The sequence below is a fragment of the Rhodococcus sp. NPDC059179 genome (genome assembly GCF_042754885.1).
Classification (GTDB): domain Bacteria; phylum Actinomycetota; class Actinomycetes; order Mycobacteriales; family Mycobacteriaceae; genus Rhodococcus_G.
In genome coordinates, this window is sequence record NZ_JBHZBV010000001.1 from 492143 (window position 1) to 508792 (window position 16650).

Genomic DNA, 16650 nt, shown 5'->3' on the forward strand with positions numbered 1-16650 from the left:
CTAGTTCCGCTGCGCCCACCACGCGAGCAGCTCGGCTTCGGCCTCCTCGGGGCTCAGCGGCCCGCGGTCCAGACGCAGTTCCTTGAGGAACGTCCATGCCTTGCCGACCTCGGGCCCGGCCGGGATCCCGAGCAGCGTCATGATCGCGTTGCCGTCGAGGTCCGGCCGGACCCGGCCCAGATCCTCCTGCTCGGCGATCCGCACGATCCGCTGCTCGAGATCGTCGTAGGTGGCCTGGAGCTTCGCCGCCCGGCGCTTGTTCCGGGTGGTGCAGTCCGCGCGGACCAGCTTGTGCAGTCGCGGCAGCAGGTCCCCGGCGTCGGTGACGTAGCGGCGGACCGCGGAATCGGTCCACTGGCCCTCGCCGTAGCCGTGGAACCGCAGGTGCAGGAACACCAGCTGGCCGACGTCGTCGATCATCTGCTTTGAGTACTTGAGCGCCCGCATCCGCTTGCGCACCATCTTCGCGCCGACCACCTCGTGGTGGTGGAAGCTGACCCCGCCTGCCGGCTCGTTGCGCTTGGTGTCCGGCTTGCCGATGTCGTGCAGCAGCGCAGCCCAGCGCAGCACCAGGTCCGGGTCGCCGTCCTCGAGGTCGATCGCCTGCTGCAGCACCGTCAGCGAATGCTGGTAGACGTCCTTGTGCTGGTGATGCTCGTCGATCTCCAGCGTCATCTTCGGGATCTCGGGGATGACCCGGGCCGCCAGCCCGGTCTCGCACATCACATTGATGCCGTCGATCGGAAACTCGCCGAGGATCAGCTTGTCGAGCTCGGCGCGCACGCGCTCGACCGTGATGCGGTCGATCTGCCCGGCCATCTCCACGATCGCCTGGTGCACCCGCGGCGCCAGGGAGAAGCCGAGCTGGGAGACGAACCGGGCGGCCCGCAGCATCCGGAGCGGGTCGTCGTTGAAGGAGATCTCCGGCGCGGCTGGGGTGTCGAGCACCCCGTCGAGCAGGGCGTCCATGCCGCCGAGCGGATCGGTGAATTCCTGTGCGCCGTCCGCGCCGATGCGCACGGCCATCGCGTTCACGGTGAAGTCGCGCCGGACCAGGTCCTCCTCGAGGCTGGTGCCGTACACGACCTCCGGGTTTCTGGTCACCCCGTCGTAGGCGTCGGTGCGGAAGGTGGTGATCTCGATCTGCTGGTCGCCCTTGGCGGCGCTGATCGTGCCGAAGGCGATGCCGGTGTCCCACTGGTTGTCGGCCCACCCCTTGAGGATGGCCTGCACCTGCTCCGGCCTCGCGTCGGTGGTGAAGTCCAGATCGGTGCCCAACCTGCCCAGCACCGCGTCCCGCACGCTGCCGCCCACCAGATACAGCTCGTGTCCGGCGGCGGCGAACCGCCCGCCGAGTGGGGTCAGCACATCCGAGAGACCCCGCAAGGTCGCGGAGGCGGCCGTGAGCAGTCGGGCGCGTCGATCGGCGTCGGGAGTAGGGGAAACCACGACTACGCAGCTTACCGACGCGCAGGGGACGGGTTGCCGCTCGGCCGGTGTGGGATTCGGGGCGGGTCCCGCCGGGCAACTAGTATTGATTGGGTGTCTGCTGCCGAACGTGCGAATCGCAGTCGCCGCAACCCGCGGCGACGAAGCGGGCACGGCGACCGCGCAAACACGCGCATGCGTACGGTCCGGGAAACGTCGGCCGGGGGACTGGTCGTCGACGGCCTCGACGGTCCCCGCGACCAGCAGTCCGCCGCCCTGATCGGCCGCACCGACCGTCGTGGCCGGCTGCTGTGGTCGCTGCCCAAAGGGCACATCGAGCAGGGCGAGACCGCCGAGCAGACGGCGATGCGTGAGGTGGCCGAGGAGACCGGCATCCAGGGCACGGTGCTCGCCGAGCTGGGCAGCATCGACTACTGGTTCGTCACCGAGGGCCGACGCGTCCACAAGACGGTGCACCACTACCTGCTGCGATTCCAGGGCGGCGAGCTGTCCGACGCCGACGTCGAGGTGACCGAGGTGGCGTGGGTTCCGTTGGCCGAGCTGGAGTCTCGGCTCGCCTATGCCGACGAACGGCGACTCGCCGGAGTCGCGGGCGAGCTGATCGACCAGATGGCCTCCGCGCCCCGCGAAGCGACCCGAGAGAACGGATGAGGGCCACCCTGCGTCGCTTGGCCGTGACGACCCTGTCCGCCCTGGTGCTGACCGCCGCCCCGATGGCCGTCGGCATGGCGGCCGCACAGCAGCCCGTCGAGGCCGACTCCGCCACCACGGACCCGGCCTCGACGGGCCTGCGTGCGAACACCGACGAGCGCGAGTTCGTGAGCCTGACGATCAATCAGGTGACCCCGAATGCGGTCACCACCTCGAGCGAACCGTTCGTCACGGTCACCGGATCCGTGAGCAATGTCGGCGACCGCGCCGTGCACGATGTAAAGGTTCGGCTCCAGGGCGCTCCAGCCGTCGCGGAGTCCGGGCAGCTCAGGTCCGTGCTCACCGCCGACCAGGAGGCCTACGACACGGTCGGGGAGTTCACCACCGTCACGGAGAAACTCCAGGTGGGCCAGTCCAGCCGGTTCACCCTGGCGATGCCGCTGCGGTCGGCGACCTCTATTTCGCTCGGCATCAAGGCGCCGGGGGTGTACCCACTGCTGGTCAATGTCAACGGCACCCCCGAGTACGGAGGGCAGGCCCGGCTCGACGACGCCCGCTTCCTGCTGCCGGTGCTCGGCCTCCCGCGCGACCCCAGCATCCGCGGCGACGATCGACCCGAGGCGGCTGCGATACCGCCGAGCATCACCGACCCCGTCGCCGTCACGGTGATGTGGCCGTTCGCCGACAAGCCTCGGCTGGCGTCCGGGATTCCGGGGTCCATGGACGACAAGGTGCGACTCGTCGACGACGAGCTGGCCGAGTCGCTGGCGGACGGTGGGCGGCTCGAGCAGTTGCTCGGCGCCGTCGAGTTCGCCATCGGCGACAGCGTCGACCGCGACCACAAGCTCGCCGACAGCATGTGTCTGGCCGTCGACCCGGACCTGATCATCACGGTGAGCAATATGACCAGGGGATATCTGGTGGTCGACGACCCGTCGCAGCCGACCGGCGCGGCGCGCGAGGGGACCGGCCAGGCCGCCGCAACCGAATGGCTCGACCGGTTGCGTTCGCTGACCTCGAGGATGTGCACGACCGCCGTTCCGTTCGCGCAGGTCGATCTCGCGGCGCTGCAGAAGATCGACAACCCGACACTGGTGGAGCGGGCATTGTCCGACCCCGCGGGGATCGTCGACAGCGTGTTGGGGATCACCTCACGTCGCGGTCTGACCTGGCCAGATGCCGGTGTGCTCAGCCCCGAGGCCGCGGGCCTGCGGGGTCTCGGTCCGACCGCCCTGCTGGCCGACAACGCGGTGGCCGAGCAGACGACGCGGTCGGTGGTCCCGTTGGCGGGAACGACCGTCGATCGGCCGCTGTCCGCGGCGCTGTTCGACGTGCCAGCCGCCACCGCGCTCGCCGCCGTCGGGTCAACCCCGCAGACGCCCACGTACACCCCGGCCGACGTGCGATACGACCTGTCCGACGACTCCAGGACCGCCCGGCTCCAGGACGCGCTCGGCGCGATCGCCTGGCCCGCGCTCACGCCTGCGACGAGCACCGCGGCGAACTCAAACCCGCGCGGCCTGCTCGTGGTGCCGCCGCAGAACTGGTCCGTGGACGGCGACGAGGCGCGCGTCGTCCTGTCCACCGTGTCGACCCTGATGCGTTCGGGGCTGGCCAATCCGCGGCCGCTCGCCGATCTGCTCGATCGACCGGCCCCGCACCCGCCGGTCGATCTCGACTACCCGGCGCAGGCCGCCAAGGACGGGGCCCCGGCCGCGTTGCAGACGGAGGCCACCGCGGTGGCCCCGGAGATCAACGCGCTCACCGAGACACTGGTGAACGATCCGCAGTCGACGCTGACCCCGCTCCGGTACACCGCCCCGCTCAGCGAGGATCTGCTGCGCGCGCTGAGCACCTCCGGGCGCCGGGACGGAAACCGCGCCGCCGCCGCTGTGGCCGCCGACATCCGGGTGTCCGAGGTGGAGTCCGCACTGACCGAGATCTACGACTCGGTGACGGTGGTCCCGCCGGGCGGGGCCTACACGTTGGCCTCGGAGCAGAGTCCTCTGCTGTTGGTCGCCCGCAACGACCTGCCGGTCGGCATCAACGTGCGACTGCAGATCTCGGCTCCGCCCGAGATGACGATCACCGACATCGGCGATCAACAGCTGCCCCCGCGCGGCAGCCGGACGCTGCAGGTGCCCGCCACGGTCGAGAACGCGGGCAAGCTGGTGGTGGACGTCGCGCTGACCACCACCAACGGCCGCGAGCTGGGCGAGCCGACCTCGGTCTCGATCCGGACGAACGCGTACGGCAAGGCGCTGGCGATCATCACCGCCTGCGCGGGCGCACTACTGTTGTTGCTTGCGGGACGGCGCCTATGGCACCGATTCCGGGGTCAGCCAGACCCAGCGGATGAAGGGTACGAAGCTCGATGACCGGGAGCACGCGTCGCCCGCCGGGCACGGGAGCCGAGCCAGGCGGACGACCCCAGAATTCGGGACCCCGCGAACCCGGTCCGGTGCCGCCCGCCCCGTGGGAACGGGGCCACCCGACGCCGCACGGACCGGCCGGCCCGCAACCCGTGCCCCCGCCGAACCAGGCGAGGCCGACGCCGCCGCAACCCGGACAGCCCCGATCGCAGCCGCCGTTCCCGCCGGACCAACCGCGCCCGTTCCGCCCCGACCAGCCCCAGACGTACCGCCCGCAGCCCTCGCCGCAGCGGGCCGCCCCGCAGCGCTACCTGCCGCCGCCGAATCAACGCGCCGGGCAGCCACCGCAGCCCACCCCGGTCCCGGCCCACCGGCAGGCCGCCGCTCCCACCCCGGATCCGGAGCCTGCGCCCGAGCAGGAGCCGCAGGAGCGGTCCTCGAACTCCCGCCTCCTCGCGTCGACCGGCTCGATCGCCTTTGCCACCCTGGTCAGCCGGATCACCGGCTTCCTCAAGCAGGTGCTGCTGCTGACCGTGCTCGGCGCGGCCACCGCCAGCTCGTTCACCGTCGCCAGCCAGCTGCCGACCATGATCTCCGAGCTCGTTCTCGGCGCGGTGCTGACCGCGATCGTGGTGCCGGTGCTGGTGCGCGCGGAGCAGGAAGACGACGACGGCGGTGCGGCCTTCGTGCGCAGGTTGTTCACGATCACATGCCTGATCCTCGGGGTCGCCGCGGCGGTCGCGATCGCCGCCGCCCCGCTGTTGACCCGGCTCTTCCTCCCGGAGGACGGCAAGGTCGACGCCGAACTGTCCACCTCGTTCGCCTACCTGCTGCTGCCCGCGATCCTCTTCTACGGTCTCTCCGCCCTGCTGACCGCGTTGCTCAACACGAGGGGCGTCTTCAAGCCCGGCGCGTGGGCGCCGGTGCTCAACAACCTCGTGGTGCTGGGGGTGCTCGCACTCTTCTGGTTGATCACGCGCGGTTCGGACGAGATGACCACCGGTCGCGTGCTGCTGCTCGGCCTGGGCGTGACGCTCGGCGTGGTGACGCAGGCCGCCACGCTCCTGCCCGCGATCCGGCGCGAGGGCATCAGCCTCAAGCCGCTGTGGGGGATCGACGCCCGGCTGAAGATGTTCGCCGGGATGGGCGTCGCGATCGTGCTGTACGTCCTGATCAGTCAGGTCGGGTTCAGCATCGGCACCCGGATCGCCGCCACCGCGGACGCCGCGGGCCCGGTGATCTACCAGCAGGCCTGGCTGCTGCTGCAGTTGCCGTACGGCATCCTCGGCGTCACGGTGCTCACCGCGATCATGCCGCGGCTCAGTCGCAACGCGGCCGCCGAGGACACGCCTGCGGTCGTCGACGACCTGTCCGTCTCGACCCGATTGACCATGGTGTCGCTGGTGCCGGTCGTGGTGTTCCTGACCTTCGCCGGTCCGCAGGTCGGCCAGGCCCTGTTCGGCTACGGCAACTTCGGCGAGGCCGACGCGGAACGCCTCGGGCACGCCGTGAGCTGGTCCGCATTCACCCTGATCCCGTACGCGCTCGTGCTCATCCACCTACGCGTGTTCTACGCACGCGAGCAGGCCTGGACGCCGACCTGGATCATCCTCGGCATCACCGGGGTGAAGGTCGCGCTCTCGGTGCTCGCACCGATGGTGGCCTCGAGCGACGATCAGGTGGTCAGCCTGCTCGGCGTCGCGAACGGTCTCGGTTTCACGGTGGGCGCGCTGATCGGCGCCTACCTGCTCAGGCGGAGCCTCGGGAACCTGCGGATGGCGAACGTCGGCAAGACCGCCTTCCTGGTCGTCGTCGCCTCGGTTGCGGGCGCGATCACGATGCTGACGGCGGAGGAGCTGCTGCGCCTCGATCGTCTCTCCGAGCGGTTCGGCGGGCCGGGCGCCTTCGTCCAGGTCGGCATCGGCGCGGTCATCATGCTCGGGCTCACCTTCCTGCTGCTGCGTCTCGCTCGGGTGCCCGAGGTGGTGGCGGGCACGGTGGCCGTCGGACGCGTGGTGAACAGACTCCTCGGTCGGTCCCGGCCTGAGTCCGCCACGGTCGCCAAGCCGGTCGTGTCACTCTATGAGGCGGATACGGAGTTGATCCCCGTCATCGATGGTGCTCAGATACCCCTCAGCGGCGGGATTCCACTCCCGTACGCTGGTCCCCGGCGGTCTGGGGACCAGTTCTCAACAGGAGAGATTTCGGGACTTATGGGCGAAGGAGTGAGGGTGAGCGACGAGAACGTTGCCGACGGCCAGTCCGGCGTGTCCGCTGTGAAGGCGTCCGTGCCCGAATCGGCCCCGCAGAAAATCGAGGCAACGGAGAACGGGCCCGCCGCGGCGACCCCCGACGGCGATGGAGCCAAGGCCCCCGCCAAGGTCGACAGGCCCGTGCCGGACCGCGCCGAGCGCGACCTGACCGTCGACACCGGTGTGATCCCGATCGGTTCGCCCACGCTCCCCCCGCTGCGGGTCGGCGACTCCGCTGCGGCCGCGAAGCCCGCCCGCGGGCCCAAGCTGATCCCGGGTGCCTCGGTGGCGGGCGGGCGCTACCGCCTTCTCGCCCCGCACGGCGGCGCCCGCGGCCTCAAGTTCTGGCAGGCCCATGACATCAAGCTCGATCGCGAGGTCGCGCTGACGTTCGTCGACGCCGACCAGCGCGCGGGGTCAGGAACGCCCGAGTCGGAGGGTCCGCAGGCGGTCCTGTCCCGCACCCTGCGGCTCGGCCGGATCAACTCGCCCGGTCTCGCCCGGGTCCTCGACGTGGTCCGCGGCAGCTCGGGCGGCATCGTCGTCGCCGAGTGGACGCCGGGCCGGTCGCTGCGGGAAATGGCCGAGACCGAACCCTCTCCGATCGGCGCGGCCAGGGCCATTCGCGCACTCGCATCCGCCGCGGAGGCCGCCCACCGCGGCGGCGGGTCACTGTCGATCGATCACCCGGACCGGATCCGGATCTCGGCAGGCGGCGACGCGGTGCTGGCCTTCCCGGCCACCCTCTCCGACGCCGATTCCAGCTCGGACGTGCGCGGCCTCGGGGCCATGCTGTACGCGTTGATCACCGCACGGTGGCCGCTCGGCGAGCCGGCCCCCGCGCCGGAATCCGGTGCGCCCGCCCCAGCCCCGACGGCGGGCACGGATCCGCGGACGCCGCACGCGGCTGGCACCGTCGGCGGGATGAGGCTGGCGGATCGCGGCGACGACGGTCAGCCGGTGGAGCCGCGGCGGATCCGTCCCGAGGTCCCGTTCGAGATCTCCGCCGTCGCCGTCCGCGCCCTCGAGCAGGGTGGCGGCATCCGCACGGCGGCGACCGTCCAGCACGTGCTGGACCAGGCGTCCGTGGTGGACCAGAAGACCGATCTCATGCCCGCGCTGCGACTGGGCCAGCGGGCCGCCGGCTCGACCAGCCGGGCCCTCCTCGACCCCGAGGAGGTCGAGGCGAAGCGGGCGAAGGACAACAAGATGATCATCGCGCTGTCCGCGCTCGGCGTCCTCACCGTCGTCGTGTTGGCCCTCGTCGGCTGGTGGCTGGCCAACTTGCTGGCGGGCGGCGGCACCAGCGAACCGCTCACCGACCAGAACTTCGGCCTCACCACCGCCCCGTCCGAGGCGTCCTCGCCCGCCGAGCCCGCTCCCGCCGCCGCGGCGACCCCGGTGGTGCCCGCAGGCGCCGCGGTGTATTCGCCGCAGGGTTCCCCGGACAACCCGGCCACCGCCCGCCAGGCGATCGACGGCAACCCGGCCACCGCATGGACCACCGACGGCTACTTCGACCAGTTCCCCACCTTCAAGAACGGTGTCGGCCTGATGGTCGACCTGACCGAACCGAGCGCGCTGCGCGAGGTCACGATCAACTCGCCGAGCGCGGGAACAGCCGTCGAGATCCGTACCGCCGCAACGGCCAACCCGACCCTGGATCAGACCCAGGTGATCGGTTCGGCGGTCCTGGGGAAGGGCGTCACCACGATTCCGGTGACCACCGACGGCAACACGGGCAAGGTCCTGGTGTGGATCACCAAGCTCGCGAGCGAAGGCGGCAAGAACCAGTCCGCGCTCGCTGAGATCGGCTTCAACAAGGCTCCCTGAGTCCCCGGTTCAGCCCTCGGAGTGACTCAAGACCTCCCGGTCGGTTAGCATTTCTCGTGCGAATCTACAGGGGGGTCGCCGGGGCTGGCATGTCTGATGCCGAGCTCCTGGCAGCGCACGCGTCGGGGGACGCTCGCGCGTTTGCGGAGTTGTTGAGCAGGCATCAAGATCATTTATGGCAGACGGCGAAGCGGACCAGCTACACGCAGGAGGACGCGGCCGACGCGCTCCAGGAGGCGTTGCTGTCCGCCCATCGGACGGCCGCGACGTTCCGCGCGGACGCCGCGGTACGCAGTTGGCTGCACCGAATCGTGGTGAACGCGTGTCTTGATCGGATCCGCCGCAACCGAGCACGACCGACCGTGCCGCTGGAGGACGACCACCAGGAACCGGCGCGGCCACGCGATCCGATGGACGACTGCGAGACCGCGATGGCCATCGACGACGCCCTGTTCACGTTGTCACCCGAGCAGCGAGCCGCCGTCGTGGCGATCGACCTGGAGGGGTACTCGGTCTCGGAGGCGGCGGCGCTCCTCGGGATTCCGGAGGGCACCGTCAAGAGCCGGTGCGCGCGGGCACGGCTGAAGCTGGCCCACCAGTTGAAATATTTGCAGAATGAGCGGAACCAAATCCATCCCTGAGGGGTCTAATCATAGTGACGCGCCCATAGGGCCCGCAGACTGAGCAGGGAGGTGAAATGGTCGCTCAGGGTGATGAAGCGCTTCTGCACCCCCCGTTCGACCCCGAACTGATCGCCGACCTGCACGCGGGGCTGTTCAGCCCCCCGTTCGCGGCCCGCCTCGGCGCCGCGGTGGAGAAGGACCCACAGGCCCGGCACACCCTCGCCGCCCTCGACTCGGTCAGTGCCCGGCTCGCGGATCTCGGCGCGGACGACACGCCCGCACCCCCGGCGCCGCCGGAGGTCCTGGATCGCATTCATGCCGCGTTGGCCGGTGAGGGTGCCGGGTCCGCGAGCGAAGCGGCACCCGCGACGGCACTCGCCGACCACCCCCGCCGCCGCCGGGCATGGATCCCCGTCGTCGCGGCGGCCGGGATCGCCCTGCTGGCCGGGGGAATCGTCCTCGGGACCAGCGGCCTCGGCGACGAACCCGAACCGGCCGCACCGATGCAGGCCCAGCCGCTGATTCCCCGCGACGACGGCCCCGATCTCGGTGCGGATCTGACGCCAGGCGCCGCCCTCACGATGATGGGCCGGTCGTCGCTCGGCCCGCTGTCCGCCCCCAACGTGCTCGCCGGCTGCCTGCGCGCCAACGGCGTCGACCCGGCCACCCCGCTGCTCGGGTCCGGCCCGGTCCAGATCCGCGGGATCCGCGGCATCCTGATGTTGTTCGCCGGCCCGCGGCCGCCGCAGATCGCCGCGCTGGTGGTGGGCACGGGGTGCACCGACTCGCGTGCGGAGACGCTGGCGCGCGCCGACATCGGCTGACGGCTACTCCGGTTCGGTCCGCCGGCGTCGTGCGACGGGCAGCAGGATCTCCAGCACCCTGTCCCGCATCTCGGGGGTGTCCTCCTCGACCGCGATCAACGACAGGAACAGCGCCGCCCCGGCCCCGAGGACCAGCAGGGCGCGCGCGTCCAGCAGGTCGTCCGGCGGCGACTCCGACTGCGCGAACAGCGCGCTACTGGGACCACTGAAGCCCCGCCACAGCGTGTTGCGCAGATCCTCCTGATCGCGCAGCGTCGTCAGCAGGCCGGGCACCGCCTCCCGCACCTCCGGCCTGCGGAACAGTTCCGAGCTCCCGGTGACGACCCACCTGATCCACCCCTCCCGGTCGGCCCCCTCGAACGGGGCAAGGTCCGGGGTCACGCCCAGCACGGCGTCGAGCACGAGTTGCGCCTTCGAGTCCCAACGACGGTCGATCGCCGCCCTGCTCACCCCCGCCCGCGCCGCGATCGAGCGCATGCTGAGCTGGTCGAATCCGACGTCGACCAGCAACTCGCGGGCGGCAGCGAGCACCTCGGCATCGATGTGGGGATCCCGCGGGCGACCCGATCCGGTGGTAGTCATTGCCCAGAATTCTCTTCCATAAGCGGCCTCGGGGCTATACCGTGTCCTATTACGAGGCCGGTGGCATCGTAATTCCGGCGAACGCAAGGATTCGACATGACCTCCCCGACCCAGACGCCCCGAGCTGCGCGCGTCTTCGAGCCCGCCCAGCTCGGCCCGCTGACCCTGCGCAACCGGATCATCAAGGCCGCCACCTTCGAGGGCGTCATGCCGCGCGGCGCCGTCACCGACGAGCTGATCGAGTTCCACCGCGCGGTGGCGGCCGGCGGGGCCGCGCTCACCACCGTCGCCTACTGCGCGGTGTCCGAGGCAGGCCGGGTGCACCGTGACACCCTGGTGCTCGACGAGTCGAGCCTGCCGGGCCTGACCCGGCTGACCGAGGCCGTGCACGCCGAGGGGGCACTCGCGGCGGCCCAGATCGGTCACGCCGGCCTGGTCGCGAACACGCTGTCGAACAAGCGCCCAACACTCGCTCCCTCCACCCGGATCAGCGCTCCCGCAATGGGTCTCGTGCGCGGTGCGACCCGGGACCAACTGGCTGCGGTGACCGCGGACTTCGAGCGGTCGGCGCGGATCGCGGTCGAGGCCGGTTTCGACGCCATCGAGGTGCACCTCGGTCACAACTACCTGCTCAGCTCCTTCATGAGCCCCAACCTGAACAAGCGCAGGGATGGCTACGGCGGCAGCGTCGCGAACCGCGCCCGGTTCCCACGCGAGGTGATCGAACGGGTCCGCGCGGCCGCGGGCGACAAGGTCGCGGTGACCGCGAAGTTCAACATGTCCGACGGGGTGCCCAAGGGCCTGTGGCTCGACCAGAGCATGCAGATCGCGAAGTTGCTCCAGTCCGACGGGCACCTCGACGCCCTGCAGCTCACCGGCGGCAGCTCCCTGCTCAACGGCATGTACTTCTTCCGCGGCGAGGTTCCGATGGCGGAATTCGTTGCCTCACAACCGAAACTGGTCGGACTCGGACTCAAGGTGTACGGGCCGCACCTGTTCCCGACCTACCCGTTCGAGGAGGCCTTCTTCCTCCCGTTCGCCCGACAGTTCCGCGAGATCCTGTCGATGCCCTTGATCCTGCTCGGCGGCATCAACCGGGTCGACACCATCGTCAATGCCCTCGACGAGGGCTTCGAGTTCGTTGCGATGGCGAGGGCCCTGCTGCGAGAACCCGATCTGGTCAACAGGTTTCGCGACGAGGCCGCCGCCGAGGGCCGCTGCATCCATTGCAACAAGTGCATGCCGACCATCTACACCGGCACTCGCTGTGTCGTGCGCGAGGCACAGCAACTGATCCGCACCTGATCCGTCAGGCCTCGACGATCCTGCACCCGTTGGCGTTGGCCGACTCGACGACCCAGACCGCGCCCTTCGGGTCTGTGCCGCCCGCCATGAGGTTCGCCCGTTCGGCCTGCAAATTGCAGTACGCCTGGTCGCCGGGGTTGTCCGCGGGTTCGCTCACGTAGCGGGTCGCGGCCCCGGGGTCGGACGGGGGACTGGTGGGGGCCTGCGTCGACGTCACCTGGCCGGTACCGGACCCGCGCACCACCGATTCCGCCCCGGCGCTGCCGGCGGCGGTGAAGACGATCGCGAGGGCTGCCACGGCGACGAGCACGGCACGACCTGCGGCGTAGGAAGGAATTATGACGGACCTCCACTGCCCCTCCGAGCGGGGCTTCTCGATCAGAATGCGCCCGAACCGGGCCTTCTGTACAGACACCACAGGGTGGAAATCGCCGCTGGCCGGGCCGACGGACTGGTCCCGGGACCTCGGCGACGGGGCCGATCCCTGGTCGGCGGGGGCCGCCGGACGGGCACGGCTACCATGACCGGCGAAGATCGTGACCGGCTGAGGTGCCGCCCGCAGTGGCGGACGCACAGGGCGAAGGGAGACCCGTTGCCACGGATCACCGCGCCCACCGTCGCCGAGCACCGCGAGGCCCAGGAGCGCGCCCTGCTCGACGCCGCCCGAGCGGTGCTCGCCGAGGGAGCCACCGAGATCCCCGCGTTCGCAGAGGTCGCGGCCAGGGCCGGGCTGGCCCGCTCGAGCATGTATCAGTACTACCGGTCCCGTCAGCACCTGCTCGCGGCCCTGATCGAGGATGCCTTCCCGCGTTGGTCGGAGCGGGTCGAGGCGGCGATGGCCGAGGCGGGCGCGCCGGACCAACGGGTGCTCGCCTACGTGCGCGCGAATCTCGACCTGGTCGCGGAGGGGGAACACGCCATCGCCGCCTCGATCGCATCGATTGCGCCCAGGGAGGCGATCGCGGAGTCCAGCGCCGCGATGCACCGGCGGCTGATCGCCCCGCTGGCCGCCGCACTCGACGAGCTCGGCGCCCAGGATCCGACCGCCACCGCGGACCTGATCAACGCGGTGGTGCACGCCGCGACCCGTCAGCTCGAGCAGGGCGCCGATGTCGCGGCCGTCCACCGGCGCACGGAGGAACTACTCGCGCCGTACGTCGCCCGCGCCGCCTCGACCACCCACGGCGTACCCGGATACAGCGGGAACAACACCCCTTAGGCTGTTGTTGACGCACATACGTCCACTACCCTCGGAAGGCCCGCATGACTACTCCGACCTCGGTCCGTGACCTCATCATCATCGGCTCCGGACCCGCCGGGTACACGGCAGGCGTCTACGCCGCCCGCGCGGAGCTCGAGCCCCTGCTCTTCGAGGGCACCCAGTTCGGCGGCGCCCTGATGACCACCACCGAGGTGGAGAACTTCCCCGGCTTCCGCGAGGGCATCATGGGCCCGGACCTGATGGACGAGATGCGCGAGCAGGCCAAGCGCTTCGGAGCCGACATCCGCACAGAGGACGTCGACGAGCTCGAGCTCTCCGGCCCGATCAAGAAGGTCGTCGCGAACGGCGAGACCTACTACGCGCGCGCCGTCATCCTCGCGATGGGCGCCGCGGCCCGCTACCTCGGCATCCCGGGCGAGGAGCGACTGCTCGGCCGGGGCGTCAGCGCCTGCGCGACCTGCGACGGGTTCTTCTTCAAGGACCAGGACATCGCCGTGGTCGGCGGCGGCGACTCCGCGATGGAGGAGGCCACCTTCCTCACCCGCTTCGCCCGCTCGGTGACCCTGGTGCACCGCCGCGACGAGTTCCGCGCCTCCCGCATCATGCTCGAGCGGGCCAAGGCCAACGACAAGATCCGCTTCGTCACCAACGCCGAGCCGGTCGAGGTGCTCGGCGAGAACAGCGTCACCGGCCTCGTGGTCCGCGACACCGTCACCGGCGAGAACTCCACCCTGCCGATCACCGGCATGTTCGTCGCGATCGGGCATGACCCTCGCAGCGAGCTGGTCAAGGGCCAGGTCGACATCGACGACGAGGGCTACGTGCGGGTCCAGTCGCCGACCACCGCGACTTCCCTCGAGGGCGTCTTCGCGGCAGGCGACCTGGTCGACCACACCTACCGTCAGGCCATCACCGCGGCAGGTACCGGCTGTTCAGCGGCGATCGACGCCGAGCGCTGGCTCGCCGAGCGCGGCGACATCACCGCGAACACGCTCGAGGCGGCCGGCGAGCCGGTCGCAGTCGAGGCCTGATCTCGAGTTTCCCGTGAGGCCTGATCGGCCCGCGCATCCCGACCCGTCACCCGAGGAGACAGCCATGTCGAACACGATCACCATCACCGACGACTCGTTCAAGCAGGACGTCCTCGACTCCGAGAAGCCGGTCCTCGTCGACTTCTGGGCGACCTGGTGCGGCCCGTGCAAGATGGTCGCGCCCGTCCTCGAGGAGATCGCGGGCGAGCACGGCGACAAGCTCACCGTCGCCAAGATCGACATCGATGCGAACCCGGCCGCCGCGCGCGATTTCCAGGTCATGTCGATCCCCACGATGATCCTGTTCCAGGGCGGCAAGCCGGTGAAGCAGATCGTCGGGGCCAAGGGCAAGGCCGCACTTCTCAAGGACCTGTCCGACGTCCTGTAAGTCACATCGCTGCCCCCGAGATTGACTGTTTCTCGGGGGCTTCTGCGACAATCGATCAACACGCGCGAGGCGCGGTGCCTTGGTGCGCCGCCAGGAACCGACGAAAGGGCCGGAAAGTATGCATCGACTCCGTCACGGCGACCACGGTCCCGCCGTCGCTGAGGTTCGAGGCACCCTTTCCACGCTCGGATTCCTGCACAACGGGGTCTCCACGACCCCGCGTGAAGCGATCAACGGCTCGCAGTGGATCGCGCCGGACGCGGTTTTCGACCATCACCTCGACAGCGCGGTCCGTGCCTTCCAGCAGCAGCGCGGCCTGTTGGTCGACGGGGTGGTCGGCACCGCGACGTACCGATCGCTCAAGGAGGCCTCGTACCGGCTGGGCGCTCGCACGCTGATCTACCAGCTGTCCGCGCCGCTGTACGGCGACGACGTGGCGGCATTGCAGACCAAGCTGCAGGACCTCGGCTTCTACCCCGGCCGCGTCGACGGCCACTTCGGCCCGCAGACCCACGAGGGCCTGTCGTCGTTCCAGCGCGAGATCGGTATCGCCTCCGACGGCATCTGCGGACCGCAGACCTTGCGGTCACTCGACCTGCTCGGCACCCGGGTCACGGGCGGCTCGCCGCACGCCATCACCGAAGAGGAACTCGTCCGCCGCTCCGGCCCGCAGCTCAGCGGCAAGCGCATCGTGATCGACCCCGATCTCGGCGGCGGCGAGACCGGCATCGTGCTCGACACGGCCTTCGGTCCGCTCACCGAGTCCGACATTCTCTGGGATCTGGCCAGCCGCCTCGAGGGCCGGATGGCGGCGACCGGCATGGAGACCTTCCTGTCGCGCGCACACGATCAGAACCCGTCACCCGCGCAGCGAGCCGAGACGTCCAACTCGTTCGAGGCCGACCTGATGATCTCGCTCCGCTGCTCCGCGAGTACCAGCCCACACGCAAATGGTGTTGCCAGCTTCCACTTTGGGAATTCGCACGGGGCGACCTCTCGGATCGGACAGGTTCTCTCCAGCTTCATCCAGCGTGAGATCGTGGCCCGCACACAGCTGCAGGACTGCCGCACCCACGGACGCACCTGGGACCTGTTGCGGCTGACCAACATGCCGACCGTGCAGATCGATATCGGTTATCTCACAAACGAATCCGACGTCAGTGTGCTCGCCAATCCGCGGACCCGAGACATCATCGCCGAGTCCATCCTGATCGCGGTCAAGCGCCTCTACCTGCTCGGCCAGGACGATCAGCCGACCGGCACGTTCACCTTCGCCGAACTGCTCGCCGAGGAGCTCGCCAAGGCCGATCAGGCCTAGGGCGCGGCTCTCACATCCTTCCGGACCGCAAGGCCGATCAGGTCAGAGGACCCCGACGGTCGATTTCTGTTCGATATCGGTGACGCTCAGCGACGCGACCGCGAGCAGCCGTTCCAGCGCCGACTCGACGTCGGCCTTCCATCCGTGATCCCGGTCCAGTTCCAGCCGCATCCTCGGGTACCGATGATGCGGCGCGACCACTTCGAATCCCATGTCGGTGAGGAACTCGGCGTCGATCATGCAGTCGGCGGGCGTGCATTCCTGGCCGCGCCGTGCGCCGACCGGATCGTCCTGCGCACCACGGATACCGAACGCCTCCAGCGCACGCACGCCGCGGCGCACCAGATCGCCCACCACGGCCTGTATGAGGCTCGGACCCACCCCGTCCAGCTGCGCGGCCGGCTCGAGCCTCATCGTGGTCAACAGGACCGCGTCAGGGCTGACGGGGGAGGTGGGGAACAGCTTGGCACGCGGCACCGCGCCGGGCGGGGAGTAGAGGGCGCAGCCGGCGGGACTGCCGTCGACGGTCGCGACCTGACCGCAGGATCCCCACTCCAGCATGACCATCGACAGCCAGGCTTCCTTCTCGAACTCGGGATCGGAGAAGTCGCGGGAGCTCCGAACCGCGGCCGGGTCCATCTCCCAGAAGACGCAACGCCGGGAGTGACGGGGGAGCTGATCGAAACCGTCGAGGGTGAGCGGGTTGATGCGCATCGACACCCTGACTCCGCCTCCAAAACACCTACTGCGGGGGCCCTGAGCCGCCGCGTGACACGTTCTCTGTTATCCAGGATAGGCGA

14 protein-coding genes are annotated in these 16650 nt (G+C 70.0%); 10 read left to right on the plus strand and 4 right to left on the minus strand.

Going from position 1 to position 16650, the window contains the following annotated elements; all coding sequences use genetic code 11:
• Positions 1-1449 carry a CCA tRNA nucleotidyltransferase gene (locus ACFXMV_RS02230; RefSeq protein ID WP_378499882.1) on the minus strand — a complete coding sequence of 483 codons (1449 nt, stop codon included), beginning with the start codon at positions 1447-1449 and terminating at the stop codon, positions 1-3.
• Between the two features lie 93 nt (positions 1450-1542).
• Here ACFXMV_RS02230 and ACFXMV_RS02235 point away from each other — a divergent pair, with 93 nt between their 5' ends.
• The 5 genes from ACFXMV_RS02235 (at position 1543) to ACFXMV_RS02255 (ending at position 10004) form a co-directional block, all read left to right on the plus strand.
• Entirely contained in the window at positions 1543-2100 is a 558-nt protein-coding gene (locus ACFXMV_RS02235; protein ID WP_378499881.1) for an NUDIX hydrolase, read from the plus strand.
• Complete coding sequence (locus ACFXMV_RS02240) at positions 2097-4478, plus strand: DUF6049 family protein (RefSeq protein WP_378502631.1); 2382 nt, start codon at positions 2097-2099, stop codon at positions 4476-4478. The genes ACFXMV_RS02235 and ACFXMV_RS02240 overlap by 4 nt, the downstream gene beginning before the upstream one ends.
• Before the next feature lie 305 nt (positions 4479-4783).
• Entirely contained in the window at positions 4784-8557 is a 3774-nt protein-coding gene (murJ, locus tag ACFXMV_RS02245) for a murein biosynthesis integral membrane protein MurJ (protein ID WP_378502744.1), read from the plus strand.
• Between the two features lie 56 nt (positions 8558-8613).
• Complete coding sequence (gene sigM / locus ACFXMV_RS02250) at positions 8614-9198, plus strand: RNA polymerase sigma factor SigM (protein ID WP_378499880.1); 585 nt, start codon at positions 8614-8616, stop codon at positions 9196-9198.
• Between the two features lie 56 nt (positions 9199-9254).
• Positions 9255-10004, plus strand: a complete 750-nt coding sequence (locus ACFXMV_RS02255) for a hypothetical protein (RefSeq protein ID WP_378502630.1) — start codon at positions 9255-9257, stop codon at positions 10002-10004.
• A 3-nt stretch (positions 10005-10007) separates the two neighbouring features.
• On the opposite strand, the gene ACFXMV_RS02260 is transcribed toward ACFXMV_RS02255, so the two are convergent.
• Complete coding sequence (locus ACFXMV_RS02260) at positions 10008-10586, minus strand: helix-turn-helix domain-containing protein (RefSeq protein ID WP_378501829.1); 579 nt, start codon at positions 10584-10586, stop codon at positions 10008-10010.
• Positions 10587-10682: 96 nt separating this feature from the next.
• Between ACFXMV_RS02260 and nox the strand changes: the two genes are divergently transcribed.
• A complete protein-coding gene (gene nox, locus ACFXMV_RS02265; RefSeq protein WP_378502629.1) occupies positions 10683-11891 on the plus strand; it encodes a 4,4'-dithiodibutanoate disulfide reductase in 1209 nt (402 codons plus the stop codon).
• A gap of 4 nt (positions 11892-11895) precedes the next feature.
• Here nox and ACFXMV_RS02270 read toward each other — a convergent pair whose 3' ends face one another.
• Positions 11896-12201 carry a hypothetical protein gene (locus ACFXMV_RS02270; RefSeq protein ID WP_378501831.1) on the minus strand — a complete coding sequence of 102 codons (306 nt, stop codon included), beginning with the start codon at positions 12199-12201 and terminating at the stop codon, positions 11896-11898.
• A gap of 282 nt (positions 12202-12483) precedes the next feature.
• On the opposite strand from ACFXMV_RS02270, the gene ACFXMV_RS02275 reads away from it, so the two are divergent.
• The 4 genes from ACFXMV_RS02275 (at position 12484) to ACFXMV_RS02290 (ending at position 15850) form a co-directional block, all read left to right on the plus strand.
• Entirely contained in the window at positions 12484-13110 is a 627-nt protein-coding gene (locus tag ACFXMV_RS02275; protein ID WP_378502628.1) for a TetR/AcrR family transcriptional regulator, read from the plus strand.
• A 44-nt stretch (positions 13111-13154) separates the two neighbouring features.
• Positions 13155-14144, plus strand: coding sequence for a thioredoxin-disulfide reductase (gene trxB, locus ACFXMV_RS02280; RefSeq protein ID WP_378501868.1), 990 nt, complete (start codon positions 13155-13157; stop codon positions 14142-14144).
• Positions 14145-14208: 64 nt separating this feature from the next.
• Positions 14209-14532 carry a thioredoxin gene (gene trxA, locus ACFXMV_RS02285; RefSeq protein WP_378501867.1) on the plus strand — a complete coding sequence of 108 codons (324 nt, stop codon included), beginning with the start codon at positions 14209-14211 and terminating at the stop codon, positions 14530-14532.
• Between the two features lie 118 nt (positions 14533-14650).
• The gene (locus tag ACFXMV_RS02290) at positions 14651-15850 is read left to right on the plus strand and encodes an N-acetylmuramoyl-L-alanine amidase (protein WP_378501866.1); all 1200 of its coding nucleotides are present in this window, start codon (positions 14651-14653) and stop codon (positions 15848-15850) included.
• A gap of 42 nt (positions 15851-15892) precedes the next feature.
• Here ACFXMV_RS02290 and ACFXMV_RS02295 read toward each other — a convergent pair whose 3' ends face one another.
• Positions 15893-16570 (minus strand): GNAT family N-acetyltransferase, encoded by a 678-nt coding sequence (locus ACFXMV_RS02295; protein WP_378502627.1) that lies wholly within the window; start codon positions 16568-16570, stop codon positions 15893-15895.
• Positions 16571-16650: the final 80 nt, after the last annotated feature.

What these genes read in the sequence shown, in the direction of transcription:
- trxA (WP_378501867.1), top strand. Translation starts at nt 14,209, where the DNA reads ATGTCGAACACGATCACCATCACCGACGACTCGTTCAAGCAGGACGTC.
- ACFXMV_RS02255 (WP_378502630.1), top strand. Translation starts at nt 9,255, where the DNA reads ATGGTCGCTCAGGGTGATGAAGCGCTTCTGCACCCCCCGTTCGACCCC.
- ACFXMV_RS02260 (WP_378501829.1), bottom strand. Translation starts at nt 10,586, where the DNA reads ATGACTACCACCGGATCGGGTCGCCCGCGGGATCCCCACATCGATGCC.
- nox (WP_378502629.1), top strand. Translation starts at nt 10,683, where the DNA reads ATGACCTCCCCGACCCAGACGCCCCGAGCTGCGCGCGTCTTCGAGCCC.
- ACFXMV_RS02240 (WP_378502631.1), top strand. Translation starts at nt 2,097, where the DNA reads ATGAGGGCCACCCTGCGTCGCTTGGCCGTGACGACCCTGTCCGCCCTG.
- trxB (WP_378501868.1), top strand. Translation starts at nt 13,155, where the DNA reads ATGACTACTCCGACCTCGGTCCGTGACCTCATCATCATCGGCTCCGGA.
- ACFXMV_RS02290 (WP_378501866.1), top strand. Translation starts at nt 14,651, where the DNA reads ATGCATCGACTCCGTCACGGCGACCACGGTCCCGCCGTCGCTGAGGTT.